Origin of the sequence: Stappia stellulata (assembly GCF_020176715.1) — a bacterium.
Taxonomy (GTDB): domain Bacteria; phylum Pseudomonadota; class Alphaproteobacteria; order Rhizobiales; family Stappiaceae; genus Stappia.
The window spans coordinates 580,845-598,071 of sequence record NZ_JAIVMF010000001.1; the positions used below are offsets into that span (position 1 = coordinate 580,845).

15 protein-coding genes are annotated in these 17,227 nt (G+C 65.6%); 6 read left to right on the top strand and 9 right to left on the bottom strand.

The window, feature by feature from the left end:
- Positions 1–9: 9 nt before the first annotated feature.
- The gene (locus LC092_RS02640; RefSeq protein ID WP_224804762.1) at positions 10–1,176 is read right to left on the bottom strand and encodes an ABC transporter substrate-binding protein; all 1,167 of its coding nucleotides are present in this window, start codon (positions 1,174–1,176) and stop codon (positions 10–12) included.
- A 379-nt stretch (positions 1,177–1,555) separates the two neighbouring features.
- Here LC092_RS02640 and LC092_RS02645 point away from each other — a divergent pair, with 379 nt between their 5' ends.
- A complete protein-coding gene (locus tag LC092_RS02645; protein ID WP_224804763.1) occupies positions 1,556–2,065 on the top strand; it encodes a hypothetical protein in 510 nt (169 codons plus the stop codon).
- On the opposite strand, the gene LC092_RS02650 is transcribed toward LC092_RS02645, so the two are convergent.
- The 7 genes from LC092_RS02650 to LC092_RS02680 form a co-directional block, all read right to left on the bottom strand.
- Positions 2,032–2,727: a DUF1194 domain-containing protein gene (locus LC092_RS02650; RefSeq protein WP_224804765.1), complete on the bottom strand. Its 696-nt coding sequence runs from the start codon at positions 2,725–2,727 to the stop codon at positions 2,032–2,034. The genes LC092_RS02645 and LC092_RS02650 overlap by 34 nt on opposite strands.
- Positions 2,728–2,935: 208 nt before the next feature.
- Entirely contained in the window at positions 2,936–4,279 is a 1,344-nt protein-coding gene (locus LC092_RS21230; RefSeq protein WP_224804767.1) for a DUF418 domain-containing protein, read from the bottom strand.
- A gap of 131 nt (positions 4,280–4,410) precedes the next feature.
- On the bottom strand, positions 4,411–5,178 hold the full coding sequence (locus LC092_RS02660; protein WP_224804769.1) for an SDR family NAD(P)-dependent oxidoreductase: 768 nt from the start codon (positions 5,176–5,178) through the stop codon (positions 4,411–4,413).
- Between the two features lie 124 nt (positions 5,179–5,302).
- The gene (locus tag LC092_RS21235; protein ID WP_224804771.1) at positions 5,303–6,682 is read right to left on the bottom strand and encodes an adenylate/guanylate cyclase domain-containing protein; all 1,380 of its coding nucleotides are present in this window, start codon (positions 6,680–6,682) and stop codon (positions 5,303–5,305) included.
- A 133-nt stretch (positions 6,683–6,815) separates the two neighbouring features.
- Positions 6,816–7,640, bottom strand: a complete 825-nt coding sequence (locus tag LC092_RS02670; RefSeq protein ID WP_224804773.1) for an MBL fold metallo-hydrolase — start codon at positions 7,638–7,640, stop codon at positions 6,816–6,818.
- A gap of 14 nt (positions 7,641–7,654) precedes the next feature.
- Positions 7,655–8,113 (bottom strand): cyclic nucleotide-binding domain-containing protein, encoded by a 459-nt coding sequence (locus tag LC092_RS02675; RefSeq protein ID WP_224804917.1) that lies wholly within the window; start codon positions 8,111–8,113, stop codon positions 7,655–7,657.
- A gap of 92 nt (positions 8,114–8,205) precedes the next feature.
- Entirely contained in the window at positions 8,206–10,809 is a 2,604-nt protein-coding gene (locus LC092_RS02680; protein WP_224804775.1) for an ABC transporter ATP-binding protein, read from the bottom strand.
- A 271-nt stretch (positions 10,810–11,080) separates the two neighbouring features.
- Between LC092_RS02680 and LC092_RS02685 the strand changes: the two genes are divergently transcribed.
- From LC092_RS02685 to LC092_RS02705, 5 genes are read left to right on the top strand one after another with little or no spacing between them, the layout of a single operon-like run.
- Positions 11,081–12,307 carry a glycosyltransferase family protein gene (locus LC092_RS02685; RefSeq protein WP_224804777.1) on the top strand — a complete coding sequence of 409 codons (1,227 nt, stop codon included), beginning with the start codon at positions 11,081–11,083 and terminating at the stop codon, positions 12,305–12,307.
- A 46-nt stretch (positions 12,308–12,353) separates the two neighbouring features.
- Positions 12,354–13,577, top strand: coding sequence for a glycosyltransferase family 4 protein (locus LC092_RS02690; RefSeq protein ID WP_224804779.1), 1,224 nt, complete (start codon positions 12,354–12,356; stop codon positions 13,575–13,577).
- A 9-nt stretch (positions 13,578–13,586) separates the two neighbouring features.
- Positions 13,587–14,711: a glycosyltransferase family 4 protein gene (locus LC092_RS02695; protein WP_224804781.1), complete on the top strand. Its 1,125-nt coding sequence runs from the start codon at positions 13,587–13,589 to the stop codon at positions 14,709–14,711.
- Positions 14,708–15,865 carry a glycosyltransferase family protein gene (locus LC092_RS02700; RefSeq protein WP_224804783.1) on the top strand — a complete coding sequence of 386 codons (1,158 nt, stop codon included), beginning with the start codon at positions 14,708–14,710 and terminating at the stop codon, positions 15,863–15,865. Before LC092_RS02695 ends, LC092_RS02700 begins: the two co-directional genes overlap by 4 nt.
- Positions 15,862–16,629 (top strand): polysaccharide deacetylase family protein, encoded by a 768-nt coding sequence (locus LC092_RS02705; protein WP_224804785.1) that lies wholly within the window; start codon positions 15,862–15,864, stop codon positions 16,627–16,629. The genes LC092_RS02700 and LC092_RS02705 overlap by 4 nt, the downstream gene beginning before the upstream one ends.
- Here LC092_RS02705 and LC092_RS02710 read toward each other — a convergent pair.
- Entirely contained in the window at positions 16,626–17,216 is a 591-nt protein-coding gene (locus LC092_RS02710) for a class I SAM-dependent methyltransferase (protein ID WP_224804787.1), read from the bottom strand. The genes LC092_RS02705 and LC092_RS02710 overlap by 4 nt on opposite strands.
- Positions 17,217–17,227: the final 11 nt, after the last annotated feature.

Genomic DNA, 17,227 nt, shown 5'->3' on the forward strand with positions numbered 1-17,227 from the left:
GAACGGACGTCAGTTCATCCGGCATTCGTCGACATAGGCGTCGACCTTGTCGTCGAACACCTTCTCGACCGTTTCGGTGACATATTTGCCGTCGTCGCGCTTGACCGCCTTGACGACATAGACGTCCTGGATCGGGAAGTTGTTGGTGTTGAAGGTAAAGTCGCCGCGAACGCTTTCGAAGGGGGCTTCCTTCAAGGCGGCCATCAGCGCCTGCTTGTCGCCCTTGCCGCCGGCTTTCTTCAGCGCCGCATCGATCAGGCGGGCCGCGTCATAACCCTGGGCCGCATAGGTTGCCGGCGCATAGCCGTATTCGGCTTCAAAGGCTGCGACGAACTCCTTGTTGGCCGCATTGTCGAGGTTCGGCGCCCATTGCGCGCCGGCCTGCAGGCCAAGCGCGGCGTCCTGGGTCGCCGGCAGCGTGGTCTCGTCCACGGTGAAGGCGGAGAGGAAGGGGATCTCGCCAGCAAGGCCGGCCTGGGCATATTGCTTCACCAGGTTCACGCCCATGCCGCCCGGCATGAAGGTGAAGATGGCGTCCGGCTTGGCGGCCGCGATGCGGGTGATCTCGGAGGAGAAGTCGAGCTGGCCGAGCTTGGTGTAGAGCTCGTCGACGATCTCGCCCTTGAAGTGGCGCTTGAAGCCGGCGATGGAATCCTTGCCCGCCTGATAGTTCGGCGCCATCACGATCATGCGCTTGTAGCCGGCGTCCTCGGCGTATTTGCCCATCGCCTCGTGATTCTGGTCGTTCTGGTAGGACGTGGTGAAGAAATAGGGCGAGCAGGCGCGGCCCGCGATCGGCGAGGGACCGGCGTTGCCGCCGACGAAAATCGTCTCGCTGTCGATGATCGGCTTGTAGACGGCCATCATCACGTTGGAAAAGACCACGCCGGCCATCATGTCGACCTGGTCGCGCTCCAGCAGCCCGCGCACCTTGGTCAGCGCGCCGTCCGGCTTCAGCTCGTCGTCCACGACGATGACCTCGGTGTCGAGGCCGCCCAGCTTGCCGCCGGCCTGCTTGACGCCCAGCAGGAAACCGTCGCGCATGTGCTGGCCAAGAACCGCCGGCGGTCCGGAAAGGGTCGCCAGGAATCCGATCTTCAGGCTTTCCGCCTGCGCGGCGGCACCATAAAGGCCGACTGCGGCCGCGGTCACCGCGGCAGTAATAATACGCTTCATTGGTCTCTCCCCTCAGGCCCGCCGCACGCCACGATCCGGTCAGCAGCGGTCCTCTGGATGGTGTCTGTCGTCTTCTGACGCCGCGTTTTGTACGGCTCACCGCTCTGCCGGCGGTTGGAAATATTTTAGACCTAAAATATCTCCGGTGTGAAGCCCATTCTTGCGCGGCGCGCCCGAGTTAAGCATGCGGAAGGGAGAATCCGAATAGGATGGCCGCGTTTTCGCCCTGCCCTCGCAAAGCCGTGGCAGGAAACGGAGCGCCGACCGCCCGGATGCAGAGCGCGCCACGCCATGGCCCCGATCGAAGGGCAACCTGCCACTGTTCGCTTTGTCGGGGACAGGCTTTTCGCCGAGCCAACGAGACCGAGAGGATCCTGCCATGACCGCCGACCCAGTCATGTTCGACCGCACCGCCTCCGGCGCCACTGCGCGCAGCGGCTGGTTCCTTGCCCTTGTGATGGTTCTAGCCAGCGCGCCTGCAAGCCTTGCCGATTCCGGACCGGAGCCGGATGCCTGCTCGCTCCAGGCCGCGGCCTATGCCGACCGGGCCGGTGCGCGCGGCATCGATGGCGAGGACGTTGCGGGAGCCGCAGTGGAAGGCGCCATTGTCGGCGGCCTTGCCGGCCCCGGCCCTGCCCCCGGCGGCTGGAGCGTACGCGGAGCACGGCGTGGCGCCCGTCTCGGCGGAGGGCTTGCGACGCTCGACGCGTTGAACGGTCCAGACCTCGACGACTGGCAGCGCAATTTCAACGCCGCCTATCAGGCCTGTCTTTCCGGCCGGCCGATGCCGGCGCGGCCCGAGAGCCGCTGCCCGCCCTCGACGGGCGTCGTCACCGGGTCCGGTCAGGGCGGCCTCTACGGCGCGTCCTCGCGCCGGAACTGCCGATAGGCAACCGCCCGCGGCACTCCTTGCGGCTTGTTGCGGGCAAAGGCGTTGCCGGCAATCTCTCGCAGCAGCTTTCGCTTCATCGCCGTGCCGTAGTCGGCGAAGCTCTCCGCCGTTTCCACGAAGGCGCCGGGCCCGCGAATGACGGTCTCGCGGTAATAAGCCACCGGATCCGGATCCGCGCCCCGGATGACGAGCCCGTTCACCGTTGTGCGGGAGAAGTCGAAGGCGCGATAGGCGCTGGCCGGCGGAAAGCCCTCGTTGTTCACTCCGTCGCCGGAGACGTCGACGACCTGCCGGGCGCAGGCGCGCGGCGCGCGGTTGAACTGGATTGCGGCATGGCCCAGCGCATATCCGAGTGCTGTGGGAAACCGGTGGTGACTGCGCGATGCGCCGGCCAGACGATCCGCAAAAGTCTGCACGGCGGCGGGCGTCTCAAGCCAGGTCCAGTCGGCGATGGGAACCTGCTGGTTACGGCCGCTCCACTCGAAGGCCGTCACCAGAACGCCGCCGTTGGAAATGATCGCATCGACGACCTCGCGATCCTCGAAGGCCTCGCCAAGGCCGCGCATTTGCAAGCGATAATCGCTGGCATCAACGCTGGAGGACACATCGATTGCCAGCACCAGCGCGAGCGGACAGGCCATCGCCGCCAGTGGAACCATCAGGGCGGACAGCCCGGCGGCGACGCCTGCCGCCAGCCGGCCTCTTCGAGCCCGGGGTCTTCGCGTTTCCGCGTCCTTGGCAACACGCGGGCGTATAGACTTGAAGCGCTGCACCCACTGACCTCCCCTGCCGCTCACGCCTTCATCGGCGCTTGTGACAATTAGGGTAGAAGGGCAGGCCCGCATGGCAATGGCGACGCAGCGGAAATCAGCCGGCGCGCGCCTTTCCCTCCACCAGACGGCGAAGCAGCGCCTCGAGCGGCCCCTGACGCCAGCGGCGCAGCCAAAGCAGGACCACGATGATCTGGACCGCGTTGATTGCCAGCGCGACAATCAGCAGCTGATGATGCTCCAGCGTTCCGAACTGTCCGAAGCCGACGCCGTAAAACACAGTAATGCAGACGATGGTCTGGCTGACGTAGACCGACAGCGGCATCCGTCCGACCTGCGCCAGGACCCGCACGACGGCCGCCGTCGCCCGGGCATGCGTCAGGACATGGAACAGGCCGACGACGCCCAGACACAATGCCAGCCGGCGGGCGTTGTAGAGATAGGCATCGGCCGTCCCGACCGAATAATCGTCCCAACCCTCGATCGCCGTTGCCCCGTGGATCCCGAATCCGAGCAGGAGGCCGAGCCCCAATCCGCCGACCGCAAGCGCCAGATAGGCGCGAAACGGCCATGCGCCAGACAGGGCCCCGAGACGGAACAGCGCCATGCCGAAGAACATCATCGCCCCGACATCCAGCAAATGATCCGACACGAACACCGAGGTCTGCTCCTGGAACGTCTGCAGCGCCATGGTCTTCACAAGACCGGGGTAGTCCTGCAGATGCTCCTCGATCTCGTAGAGCGCCAGCCGCTCGATATCGTCCAGCATCGCCCGCTCGATGTCGGAGCCGTCAACCGTGCTCGCCTCCTCCTCCGTCGGACCGGGATCAGGGACGCCCGGTGCATCCGGCGGCGACTGCGCCGCCTGGAGCATCATCTTGGCGTCGAGAGCGTTCATGGAATCTTCCGCAAGGCTCCAGCCGGTGCCGTCCTTGAGTGACGACACGGCGAAGATCATTAGGGCGATCACCAGAAGCCAGCGGCCCGAAAGATTGCGAAAGACGAAGAGGAACATACCGATGACGCCGTAGACGTAGAGAACGTCATGCGGCCACAACAGCAGATAGCCGTGGACGAGACCGAAGACGATCAGCCACATCAGCCGACGAAAATAGAGGTCCGCAGCGGCAAGACCGCCGGGGCGCACGGCGTATTTCTCCATGATCAGGATCGCGGACGCACCGAACAGGAGCGAGAACAATCCGCGCATGGTGCCGTCGACGAAGATGACGACAAACAGCCAGCTCGCCACATTGGCGCCGGTCGACACACCCCATTCCTCGGGAAGTGAAAAAGCCACCGCCGGCATGCCGAACACGAAGATGTTGCGCCACAGGATGCCAAGGGCGGCGAAGCCGCGCAGGGCGTCGAGAACGGCCAGGCGGCCCGGCGGAGATGCCTGAGCGGCGCCGGGAACGGCCGAACGGATACTTTGATCCACTTGCGAATTTCCAGAAAACGGGGACGATTGCGCGTGTCTACAACCAAACATAGAGTCGCACAATAAAATAGAACGGCCCAGATCTACTTATCCGGGCCGCTGTCATGTCACGACGAAAAAGAATACCCGCCTCAGCGCGGCGCCATCCGGATGGCGCCATCGAGACGGATCGTCTCGCCGTTGAGCATCGGGTTGTCGACGATCGCCGCAACGAGATTGGCATATTCCTCCGGCTTGCCGAGACGCGAGGGGAACGGAACCTGCTGGCCGAGCGAGGCCTGAACCTCTTCGGGAAGTCCGAGCAGCATCGGCGTTTCGAACAGGCCCGGCGCAATGGTCATCACGCGCACGCCCGATTTGGAAAGATCCCGCGCGATCGGCAGCGTCGCGGCGGCGACACCGCCCTTGGAGGCCGCATAGGCAACCTGACCGATCTGGCCGTCGAAAGCGGCGACGGAGGCGGTCGAGACGATCACGCCGCGCTCGCCGTCGGGCGTGACGGGATCAAGCGCGGTCATGGCGGTCGAGGAATGGGCAATACAGCGGAAGGTGCCGACGAGATTGACCGCGATCACCTTCTCGAACATGTCCATGGGGTGCGGCTCGCCACGGGAGGTGGTCTTCGCCACCGGCGCGATGCCGGCGCAATTGACCAGGATCCGCTCCACGCCAAAGCGCTCGCGCGCGGCAGCGAAGCCTTTGGTGACGCTGTCGTCGCTGGTGACGTCAACCGCCACGAAGGCGCCGCCGATTTCCTTTGCCACGGCCTCACCCGCCTCGACGTTCATGTCGAAGAGCGTGACCTTGACGCCGGAGGCGGCGAGACGGCGTGCCGTCGCAGCGCCAAGCCCGGACGCACCGCCCGTCACCACGGCGGAAATGGTATCCCCCAGTTTCATATGTCCTCTCCAGTTGTCGTCCCGATACAGGCACCACCCTCGCAGTGCATTCGGGGGAGACTGGTGGCAGGAAGCCGCCAGACGGTCAAGTAAGACGCGCCCTGGTGCGGGGCGCGGGGTCTTCTCAAGCCAGCACCACCAGGTCCACCGGTTGCGCGATGCCGGCGACCTCCCGGGCCGGGCGCAGGTCGAGCGGCGCCTCGCGGTACCCTTGCGCCCTTGCCGACTCGAAGGTCTCCAGGTCCGTCAGCACCCGTGTCGCCTGCGCCTTGTTGGCGTCTTCGAGCTTCGCCGCCCGGTTCACCGTATTGCCGATAACCGTGAATTCCAGGCGGTTCGCGGCCCCGACCACGCCGACCGTCACGGCCCCGTAGGTCACCGCTCCGCCAGCACGCAGGGGCTCGGGCCATCCACAGGCCAGCGCGCGGGGCACCAGCCGCTCGACGGCCGCAGGCAGCCCGCAGGCTGCCCGCACGGCATCGGCGGCGGCGGTTTCGCTCGGCTCCACCGCACCGAAGGTTGCCAGAATGCCGTCGCCCAGGAACTTGTCGACCCGCCCGCCGTGCGCGGAGATCAGAGCCAGCATCTCCTCCTGATAGCAGGCGAGCACCTGCATCACCGTCGCCGGCGGCAGCCCAGCGGCCGTGCGTGTGAAACCGCGAATATCGATGAACATAACCGCGGCCTTGCGGATCTCTCCGCGCCCCGCGGTCAGCGCCTCATCGGAATCCGTGATCGTGTGAGCCACCTCGGGCGCGAAAAAGCGCTTGAGATCTTCCGCGGCCGCGTGATCGCGCACCGCATCGAACAGAACCTGCCGCCCCCGGTACAGGGCCACCGACAGAAACAGGGTGACACCCAGGATGATGATCGTCTTGTCGAGTTCCGCCCCGATCAAGATCGCGTTGGAGGTAAGATACTCGACGTAATTGCGGGTGATGCGCATGTCTCCCATGTCCGAGAGCACCGCATAGCCGACCAGCGCAAGCCATCCGGCAACGCCCACCAGACCGGTGATCAGGACAAACCGCGGATCGAACCGCAGGGCCCTCAAGGAAATGAAGATGAAGAGATACATCAAGGTCGGTGCCTTGAGATAAAACGTCGGATGCTGACCGTACTGGATATGAAAGGAGAAGATCAGGGCGCACAGGAGCGCCACGTCGACAATAATCGAGACCACCAGGTACCACGCCGGCAGGACGAAGCGGTAGGACAGGCCGACGCGCAGGACCGTGAAGAGGAAATAGGCGGCAAGCGCCAGCGGCACGAAATTGAACCCGTCCGCGCCCTCGGCCCGCGGCGCAAGCGAATAGAGCCCGGCGAAGAAAACCACCATGGCGAGCTGGACCCAGCCGATCAGGCGTTCGGCGCTGTTTTCGCGCATGCGGATCTCGGCCCGCACCCGTTCGGGGATTCCGTCCTGCCGGGGACCGCCGCGAAGAATGTAGCCGACCCAGCCGTCCCGACGCCGGGGGGGCGCAACCGCCTTGCCATTGTCCACGTCGCATCTCCGCCGGCTTCGGTTGTGCGGGCCGCATCGAGCACTTGCGAACGCCCCACCTCCGGCCATAAAGACCGCAAACCAACTCACCGGCAACTCACCGCTGGCGGCGTCACCGCGACGTGATCGTGCGTTACGGGGTCAGCACCATGCCCTCGCGCCCGACAAGCGCCCCGGGATGGCGTTTTGCCGCCGCTTCGCCGATCGCATCCAGCTGGTCGTCGGTGCGGCGCGGGTCGTGATGGAACAGAACCGGACAGGCGACGCCGGCGTCCAGCGCCAGCTCAATGCCCTTTTGCCAGGTCGAATGCCCCCAGCCGACGAAGCGGTCGTATTCGTCATCCGTGTACATGGCGTCATAAATCATCACGTCGGCGCCTTCGACGAACCGCCGGACGGCCTGATCGATCTCGGCATTGCCATGCTCGTGATCCGTGATGATGCAGATGGACTTGCCGGCATGGTCCAGCCGGTAGCCGGTGGCCCCGCCCGGGTGGTTGAGCCCGACGGTGCGCAGGGCGATGCCGTCGCCGCGCTCAACGGTTTCGCCGGACCGGAAATTGCGGAAGGACACCGCCCGCAGCTTGTTGGCGGCAACGGGAAAGATCGGCGGCGACATGATCCGGCAGATGATATCCATCAGCCCGGAGCGGTCGGCGAAATGCCCCGCCCAGGCCGTGATGGAAAAGCGGTCGTCATAGGCGGGGGTGAAGAACGGCAGTCCGCAGATGTGGTCGAGATGGGTGTGGGTGAAAAACAGGTCGAAGGCGCGCGGCGGCGCGGCATGAAGCTCCACACCGAGATTGCGCGCACCCGACCCGCAATCGATCAGGATGGCATCCTCTCCGGCGCGGATCTCGAAACAGGTGGTTTCCCCGCCATAGCGAAGCGTTCCGGCACCCGGCGTGGGCGTCGACCCGCGCACACCCCACAATTTCAGCGACAACGACTGCGACACTCGGTTTCCTCGCCTCAAGCTGCCGCGCCGGACGCCTTTTGCGCCGCGAGGTCTTGTGTCGTGCGCTCCAGACGTTGCGCGAGCGTGCGCATGACCTCGAGCGACATGTCCGGAAATTCCTTGAGCAACCGGAGAAAGTCATCCTTCGATACGGTGAGGACGTCCATTTCCGTTGCCGCCACCACCGTTGCGGTGCGCGGAACGTCGCACAGGATCGCGATTTCGCCAACAATGGAATGCTGCCCGAGCCGGGCGACGGTTTTTTCGCCATCCGGCGTGGAAACGCGAATGTCCGCCTCGCCCTCGAGGATGATGAAGGCGGAATCGCCCTCCTCCCCCTGACGGCACAACTCCTCTCCGGGCGCGAAATGCGTCCGGTCGGAGATGAAAGCCAGCAGCCTCAGTTTGGTGGCATCGATGCCCCGGAACAAAGGCACACGACGCAGGGCGTCAACTTCAGCGTCTAGGGTCACAGATCCTCCTTCGGCCCGGCGGCACGCGGCACGCCGTGCGTACCGGCGCTCGGGCCATTCGATACGATCGGGACAGGAGAGCGAACCCCGGATCACTCCGCATTGTCATCCCCCGACGCGCTCTCCGTCATCCGTCCCTGGTTCATCACGATACTATGATCGAATTCCTCCGCGACGATCAAATTCGACGCCCCGAACAGCAGCATGCGCCCGTCGAGTTGCTCGCGGATCACCTTGCGCAGCGCCTTGTCGTCGTCGCTGTTTCCCGTTGCCGTCTCGTCGAGGATCGTCACCGGCGCATTCTTCATCAACGCACGCACCAGTGCGACCCGCCGGCGCTGGCCGGCCGAAAGCCGCGACCCGGCCACACCGACGTGGAAGCCCAGTCCCGCACGGATGATCGGACGGCGCAACTCCATCTCCTCGACGAGCGCCCGGATCACCTTGTCGATCTTCTCGCGCGCATCCCGCCGGTCGACGCGGGGCCGGCCGAAGAGGAGATTGTCCTCGATGGTCATCGGCGCGACGAAACGGTCGCGGTCGAACACGACGAAACGGCGCTCCGCCTGATCCATACGCTTGTGGAAGGTGGCGCGGGCCGCCACGATCTCGCCCCGCATGTCGTCGTCGAGAACGCCCAGGCGGTGCCGGGCTGGAATCAGCTTGAAGGCAAGGCCGATGAGACGCTGCTCGTCGGTCGGGGTCAGCCCGCCCTTGCCGGATCCGACCTTTGCAGCCCTCAGGATCCGCTCGAACTCGGGCAATTCATCCTGGGTGATGAAGGAATAATCGCCGAGCAGGCCGGAATCGTCGCTGATGTTGGCGAAGAGCTCGACCATCGTCTCGGCGATCTTCTGGCCGATCTCCAGCAGGCGCGCATAGAGCCCGGACTCCTTCAAGGCCGCTTCGATGTCGGGATCCGACGCCAGGGTGTCGATCCCGATCGAGCTATCCGCGGGCGCCGCGAACAGGAGGTTCTCGGCGACGCTGGCGCTGTTGTTGAAGCGGTCGATCTGCCAGAGCTCGATCATCGCGGAAAAGCGGTCGTCATTCGCGACCCGGTCGGCAAGTGCCCGGCGCGCGGCCAGGATCGCGTCCGCGAACTCCGGCTGAGACTCCGGGTCGATGGTTGCCTGCAATCCCATGCGGAACACATCCGCCGCCAGGCCGGTGAGCTCGATCAGGGCGAGCGCGTGCTCGACGAGGTCGTCCACATCCGCACAGGCAAGCGCGTCCAGATCCTCCCATTCCGCCTCGATGTCATATTGCGGGTTGCTGGTCAGCTGGGCCTCGGAGAGCCGTCGGGCGTAATCCACCTTGGACTCGCCGGTCCGTTCGGGCGGGCGCAGGGGCCGGTGCCGCAGCCCGTAGAAGATGTTGTCGCGCACCGTTCCCGTCCAGACATGCACCGCCGGGCCGACATAGGCGATCTGGCGGCCGAGCACGGATTCGCTCAAGGTCTCCAGGTTTCGCCCGCCGATCTCGACCCGCCCGCTTGTCGGACCAAGCAGGCCGGCGGCAAGCTGCAGCACCTCCGAGCGGCCGGATCCGTCCGGGCCGATGACCGCGAGATGTTGATCCGGCTCCACCGTCACCGTGACGTCGAACGCCTCCTGACCGGCCGCGCCTCCCGAGACGCTGACATTCTTCAGAGCCAGCGCGCCGGAGAGCGGCTCGGGCTCGTCGGTGACCAGACGGGCGACGGGGTAGATGTCCGGCGGATCGAAGTTTTCCACCACCGTCTGGTACTTCACGTCGACATCGGCAACCATCTGGTAGTAGGCGAGAAGTTCCTTCCAGGGACCGGCAAGGTCCTTGTAGGCGGCAATCACCGCAAGCAGCGCACCGATCGACAGGTTGCCCTCAATCACCAGCCAGCCGCCGATCAGATAGAACAGGAACGGCGTCAACTGATTCATGAAGTTATTGAGAAACTTTATGAAATACTTCCAGTTGAAGATTTTGAAGCGGATCTTGTAGTTGGTATAGAGGCGATCGGAAAGGTCGGCCGAATGCCAGGCCGACGCATCGTTGGCATGGATCTCGGACACCCCGGTGATGCTTTCGCCGATCTTGTCGGCGATGACGCGCACGTTGCGCACCCTTTGCCGGGACAGCAGAACGACCTTCTTCTGCAGCTTGGGAATGATGTAGGCCTGCATCGGGTAGGACGAGATTGCCGCCAACCCCAGAAGCGGGTCCTGCATGAAGATGAAGCCGATCTGGACGGCGAGCATGCCGCCCTGATAGGCCGGCAAGGCCACCGCCTCGCCGATGAAGCCGCCGACATCCTCGACCTCGGAGGTGATCATCGGAATGATTTCGCCCGAACTCACCTTCTTGAAGTGCGGAAGACGGAACCGCAGCACCCGCTGAAACAGCTCGAAGCGGAGCCGGCGGAGCATGCGCTCGCCAAGACGCCCCTTGTAGACATTGAGAACAAGCTTGATCCCGTTCGACAGGATCACCAGGCCGAGGAAGGCGAAACACAAGAGCACCAGATAGGAGATCTGGTCGAACTCGAAGCCCAGCACCTCGCGGGGAAACAATTCCCCCTGGATCGCGTCGTTGACGATCAGCTTCGGCAGCTCCAAAAGGATATAGCTTACCGGATACGATAGCACGGTGATCAGCAGGATCACCATCTGCTGCCTTGCGCTATACTGCCAGATGAAGCGGAAGAGGCTTTTTTCCATAGGGGGTTGTGTGCCTGGCTGGCGTTGGTCGCTCTCGATCTTCTCGCATCATAACGCGGTGTTTTCAAAGCGCCAGTTCGCGCAGTATGCATTTGGCCACCGTTCCGGTCCGGGTCGTGCGAGCGGCGCAGAAACCGGCGGGGCTCCGCCTTGCCCGGGACAACCGGACCGTTCCGGTCTTGCATCGCGTTGACGCCGGGGCTAGAGCAGAAGGGTATGAGGGGATGCGTGGTCGTGCCGGACACCGGTTGCGCTGACCGAATGGGGCCGAATGACGAACACTTCCCCGAAAGTGCTGATTTACAGCCATGATTCCTTTGGTCTGGGCCATCTGCGGCGCTGCCGGACAATTGCGCATGCGCTCACCGAGCGGTTTGGCGACCTCTCGGTCCTGATCCTGTCCGGATCCCCGATCATCGGCAGCTTCGAATTCCGCACGCGCGTCGACTTCGTTCGCATTCCAGGCGTCATCAAGCTCAGGAATGGCGAATACACGCCGCTGTCGCTGTCGCTCAACATCGAGCACATTCTGGCGATTCGCTCGTCGATCATCGAACACACGGCGCAGGTGTTCGATCCCGACATCCTGATCGTCGACAAGGAACCGCTCGGATTGCGCGGCGAGATCCTCAGCACGCTGGAGATGCTCAAGGCGCGCGGGACGACCCGGCTCGTTCTCGGCCTGCGCGACGTGATGGACGACCCGGCGCATCTGCGCGAGGAATGGACCCGCAAGAACGTCGACCCAGCGCTCGAGCGGCTCTACGACGAGATCTGGATCTATGGACCGCCCGACCTGCACGACCCGTTGGCCGGCATGGACCTGTCGCCCGCCGTTCATGCCAAGGCGACGAACACCGGATACCTGCGCCGCGACATTCCCGCCGACGCCAAGATCACCGAACCGCTGCCCTTCGACGACGAACCCTATATTCTCGTCACGCCTGGCGGCGGCGGCGACGGCGTCGAACTGGTCGACTGGGTGATGCGAGCCTATGAGGCCCGCTCGCAGCCGCTGTTTCCCGCGCTGATCGTTCTCGGCCCCTTCATGCCGGCCTCATCGGCGACCGAATTCCTGGCACGGGCGGAGCACCTGCGCGATGTCCATATCCTGCGCTTCCTGCCGACCATCGAGCCTTATATGGCCGGCGCGAAGGCCATCGTCGGAATGGGCGGCTACAACACGTTTTGCGAGATCCTGTCGTTCGACAAGCCGACGCTGATGGTGCCGCGAGTCGTCCCGCGGCGGGAACAGTCCATTCGCGCGACACGGGCCCAGGCCATCGGCCTGCTCAAGGTGCTTCCGATCGAGGACTACCCCGATGTCGACAAGATGATCGCGGCGCTCGTTGCCCTGCCGAACTCGAACCCTCCGTCCGCGGCCGGGATCGACAATCTGCTTGGCGGACTGGACGTGATCGGCGACCGCGTCGAAACCATCCTGGCGGACAAGCCGCGCGCGGATGCGCTGCGCGTTACTGCGCGCGGCGGGGACTGACCCGCGTCTCGCCTGCCCCTTGAACCCTGTTGAAGACCAGGATCACATGTCGCGCCTCGCCGTCGTCGTAAAAGGCTATCCACGCCTGTCGGAAACCTTCATCGCCCAGGAGATCCACGGGCTTCAGACACGCGGGATCGACCAGCTCATCGTCGCCTTGCGCAAGCCCTATGATCCCTTCATCCACGAGGTGCATCGCAAGATCACCGCCGATGTTCTCTATCTTCCCGAGTATCTGAAGGATGACCCGGCCCGCGTTGCCCGCGCACGCCGTTGGGCGCAGGCGCAGCCGACCTATGCGGAGGCGCGCGCGCTTTTCGAGGCGGACTTCGCGCGCGAGTCCAATGCCGGGCGGCAGCGGCGCTGGGGCCAGGCCTGCGTGCTTGCCCACGAGCTTCCCGACGACGTCTCCTGGATCCACACCCATTATCTGCACACGCCCTGCACCGTTGCCAGGTATGCCGCGCATCTGTCGGGCCGGCGCTGGTCGTTTTCCGCTCACGCCAAGGACATCTGGACGAGTGCGGAGTGGGACCTGAAGGTTAAGCTCGCCGATGCCGCCTGGGGCGTGACCTGCACGAAGGTCAACGTCGATCACCTGAACGCGCTCGCCGGGACTGCGGACAAGGTGGACCTCGTCTACCACGGGCTGGATTTCTCGCCCTTTCCGCAACCGGACGGGCCGCCCGGCACGGCAAACGGCGCGACCGGCGCGCCCGTGCGCCTGCTCTCCGTCGGGCGCGCGGTGGAAAAGAAGGGGTATGACGACCTGCTGCATGCGCTGGCGGCCCTGCCCGCCTCGCTCAACTGGCACTTCGACCATATCGGCGGCGGGGAAAAGGCCGACGACCTGAAGGCGCTCGCCGAGCGCCTTGGCCTGACGGACCGCATCTCCTGGCAGGGCGCGCGTCCGCGCGAGGATGTGATTGCCGCGGCCAGCCGCGCGGACCTGTTCGTCCTGACATCGAAGGTCGCCAAGTCCGGCGACCGCGACGGGCTGCCGAACGTGCTGATGGAAGCGCAGGCAATGGGCCTGTGCTGCCTCGCCACCAGGGTCTCCGCGATTCCCGAACTGATCCGCGATGGCGAGACCGGCGTTCTGGTTCCGCCGGCGGATCGCTCGGCGATTGCTGCCGCGCTGGAAACGCTGATCCGCTCGCCCGACACCCGCCACCGGCTCGGCCAGGCAGCGGCACAGGACGTCCGCGCCCGGTTTTCCGCCGACCCGGGGCTCGATTTTCTGGCAGACCGGTTTCGCAAGATCCTGTAAGGCACAGCGATGCGCATCGCCTTCACCGCTCCGATGAAACCGCTGGACGATCCTGTGCCGTCCGGCGATCGCACCATGGGCCGGCTGATCCTGCGCGCGCTGGAAACGGCCGGGCACGAAGTCTCGGTCGCCTCGCGGTTTCGCGCCTGGCGCAGGGACGGCGGCGTCGACATGCAGCTTGCGCTGGAGGCCGAGGCCCGACGCGAGGCAGCGCGGATCGCGCGCGAATGGCGATCTGACGGCACCCGGCCCGACGCGTTCCTGACCTACCACCTCTACCACAAGGCGCCGGACTGGATCGGCCCCGCACTGGCCGGCGCCTTCGACCTTCCCTACGTCGTGATCGAGGCAAGCCGGGCGCCCAAGCGTCGCACCGGCCCCTGGTCGCACGGATTCGCCGCAGCCGATGCGGCCCTCGCCCGCGCCGACCGGGTCGCTGCCTTGCACAGCGCCGACCTAGGCTGCCTCAAGGAGGTCGTGCCGGCCGACCGGCTGGAGATCTGTCCGCCGTTCCTTGACGAGGCACCGTTTCGCGATGCGGCGTCGTCGCGCAGTGCGGCGACCTCGCCCTTGCGGCTGCTGGCGGTCGGGATGATGCGGCCCGGAGACAAGCACGCCTCCTACAGACTGCTCGCGGACGCACTTGCCCTGCTGGCGGGGCGGCCCTGGCAACTGACCATAGCCGGCGACGGGCCTTGCCGGACGGAAATCGCAGGGTGGTTCGATCCCGCGCGCGTCACCTTCACCGGAGCCCTTGCGGAGGATGACATGCCCGCGCTCTACGCCCGCCATGACGTCCTCGTCTGGCCGGCGATCCGCGAGGCCTTCGGCTTCGTTTTTCTGGAAGCGCAGGCGAGCGGGCTTGCCGTTGTCGGCGGCGACACCTTCGGCGTACCGGAGGTGGTTGCCGACGGCAGCAGCGGGCTTTTGTCACCGGAGGGCGACACGACCGCATTCGCCGCCAACATCCGCCGTCTGATCGACGATCCCGGCCTTGTGGCGCGTCTTGCCGGTGGCGCGAGGGCGAACATCGCCAAGCGTCACAGCCTCGCCAGTGGGGCGCAGCGGCTCGATGCCTTGATGCAAGCGGCCGGCGCCACTTATGCCGCCCGAAGCGGGACCTTGCCGTCATGACCCTCTCCGCCTTCATCCACGTCCAACATCTGCTGGGGACCGGCCATGTGCTGCGGGCCGCCGCGATCGGGCGCGCGCTCGCCGAGCGGGGCGTGGCGGTGACACTCGCCACCGGCAACACGCTGCCGCCGCATGCCGATGTCGGTGGACTGGAGATCGTCGAACTGCCGCCAGTGCGCGCCGCCGACGCCCGCTTCAAGACGTTCCTGACGCCCGAGGGACGGGAGATAGACGACGGCTGGAAGACGGCCCGCCGGCAGGCGACCCTTCGCGCCTTCACCGCCCGGCCCTATGACCTGCTTCTGAGCGAGACCTGGCCCTTCGGCCGCCGTCCCTTCGCCTTCGAGATGGAGGCTCTGACCGCGACCGCCCGGGCGTTGGATCGCCCGCCGCTTGTCGCAGCGTCGATCCGCGACATCCTGGTGCGCAAGCAGCAGCTCTGGAAGGAAGAGCAGATGGCCGAGCTTGCCCAGGCCTTCTACGACCGCGTGCTGGTGCATTCCGATCCGGAGTTCATCCGGCTTGAGGACAGTTTCCCCTTCACCGATCGTATCGCGCCGCTCCTGCGCTACACCGGCTTCGTCGACACCTCGACCGGTCGCCCTGATGCGCCGGACGGAGACGGCGAGGACGAGGTGATCGTCTCCTGCGGCGGCGGGGCCGTCGGCGCCGACCTTCTGGCAGCGGCCATCGACGCCCGCCCGCTCTCCCGGCGCGCCGGCGATTGCACCTGGCGGCTGCTTGCCGGCCATGACATCGACGCCGCCACCTTCGATGCACTTTCGAACAAGGCCTCAACCGGCATTGTCCTGGAGCGCGCACGGCGGGACTTTCCTTCGCTTCTGGCCCGCGCACGGCTGTCCGTCAGTCAGGCCGGCTACAACACGGTGCTTGATGTCCTGCGGGCAGGCGTTCCGGCAGTCTTTGTGCCCTTCGCCCAGATCAAGGAAACCGAACAGCAGCAACGCGCCGAAGCGCTGCAGCGCCAAGGGCGGGCGGTCGTCACCCCGGAAGCGTCCTTGACGTCGGAAGCCCTGGCCGGCGCCATCGACGACGCCCTCGCCCTGCCGAAACGCCGGTTTACCGTTCAAACGGGCGGGGCGGAACGCAGCGCCGAGATCCTGATGGACGACCTGGAGCGGCGAAGCCGATGACCGACGACGGGTTCAGCGACTTCCGCGCGCAACTCGAGGCGCATCTCGACTGGTTCGCCGAACGGGGCTTGAGCGTTCCGGTCTGGTGGCGCGACGACGACGCCGTCGAACCGACGCCGGCGCTCGATCGCCTGATCGCCATCGCCAACACGCATGACATCGAGGTCTCGCTTGCGGTGATCCCGAGGGAGGCGACCGAGGCGCTTGCGGAGCGAATCGCGAACGAGCCCTTCGTCGCGGTGCTCCAGCACGGGTACGAACACCGAAACCATCAGGACAAGGCGCGCGGCGAAAAGGCGGCGGAGTTCGGATCGCGCCGCGATGCCGATGAGGCGATCCGTCTGCTGAAGGGTGGCTGCGAAAGGCTCACGGCCCTGTTCGGCCCGCGGTTCGTGCCGGTGTTCGTGCCGCCCTGGAACCGTCTGTCACCGCAGATCGCGCGCCGCCTGCCGGAGGCCGGACTGGTGGCCTCATCCACCTTCACGCAGTTTCACCCGCGCGCCCTGCCCTATCTGCAGACCCATATCGACATGATCAAATGGAAGAAGGACCGGCGCTTCATCGGCTGGCGCTCGGCCGCGCTGCGCTTCGACTACCAGCTCGCCCGACGGCGCACCAATGCGGACGAGCCGCTCGGCATCCTGTCGCACCATCTGGCGCAGAACGACGCCTGTTTCGACTTTCTGGACAAGACCTTCGCCATCCTGCGGGCCCATCCCGGCGCGCGCTTCCTGCGCGCCGGCGCACTTCTGGCCGCGCGTTAGATCGCCGGCCTGACCAGACGCAACCGCCAGGTGACGTTCTTCTTGTCGGAGGTCAGCCGGTAGTCGTCGAGAACGTCCCACTCCACACCGTCGGTGGCTTCCCACAGGCGGGAAATCAGGCGGTTGGCACCGGATTCAAGGCGTTTGGGCGAATACATCGACACGGCAATCACGCCGCCCGGCGCCAGAAACGGAACGTAGCGCGCAACTGCAGCGGCCGGATCGTCGGAGAAATGCAGCACCTCGTTGAAGACGATGGCGGAGAAGGTCTCGCCCTCCTCCGGCGTAAAGGTGTGCAGATCGCCGGCGCGCAGCGAGGCGAGGTCGGGATCGACATTGGCGATGTTGAGCGCGGCCGGCGCCAGATCGACGCCGACATAGCGCTTGATACCCATCGGCTGCAGGCGCTCGTAGAGCAGCCCCTCGCCGCAGCCGATGTCGAGCACGCTGTCGAGCGTCTCCGTCAGCGACAGCCACATGCCGATGATGCCATAGCGACCGCTTTCGGGCAGATCGCGCAGGAACGACCAGCGTCCGGCCCGGTATTCCTCGTCCCAGCCGTCAGCGGTCGATGCGTTCTTCGCCATTCTCGTCTCCG

Bases quoted from the DNA above. Each gene is read 5' to 3' on its own strand.
- LC092_RS02660 (WP_224804769.1), bottom strand. From the start codon at position 5,178: ATGAAACTGGGGGATACCATTTCCGCCGTGGTGACGGGCGGTGCGTCC.
- LC092_RS02650 (WP_224804765.1), bottom strand. From the start codon at position 2,727: ATGGTTCCACTGGCGGCGATGGCCTGTCCGCTCGCGCTGGTGCTGGCA.
- LC092_RS02645 (WP_224804763.1), top strand. From the start codon at position 1,556: ATGACCGCCGACCCAGTCATGTTCGACCGCACCGCCTCCGGCGCCACT.
- LC092_RS02705 (WP_224804785.1), top strand. From the start codon at position 15,862: ATGACCGACGACGGGTTCAGCGACTTCCGCGCGCAACTCGAGGCGCAT.
- LC092_RS02685 (WP_224804777.1), top strand. From the start codon at position 11,081: ATGACGAACACTTCCCCGAAAGTGCTGATTTACAGCCATGATTCCTTT.
- LC092_RS02640 (WP_224804762.1), bottom strand. From the start codon at position 1,176: ATGAAGCGTATTATTACTGCCGCGGTGACCGCGGCCGCAGTCGGCCTT.
- LC092_RS02710 (WP_224804787.1), bottom strand. From the start codon at position 17,216: ATGGCGAAGAACGCATCGACCGCTGACGGCTGGGACGAGGAATACCGG.
- LC092_RS02695 (WP_224804781.1), top strand. From the start codon at position 13,587: ATGCGCATCGCCTTCACCGCTCCGATGAAACCGCTGGACGATCCTGTG.
- LC092_RS02680 (WP_224804775.1), bottom strand. From the start codon at position 10,809: ATGGAAAAAAGCCTCTTCCGCTTCATCTGGCAGTATAGCGCAAGGCAG.
- LC092_RS02690 (WP_224804779.1), top strand. From the start codon at position 12,354: ATGTCGCGCCTCGCCGTCGTCGTAAAAGGCTATCCACGCCTGTCGGAA.
- LC092_RS02700 (WP_224804783.1), top strand. From the start codon at position 14,708: ATGACCCTCTCCGCCTTCATCCACGTCCAACATCTGCTGGGGACCGGC.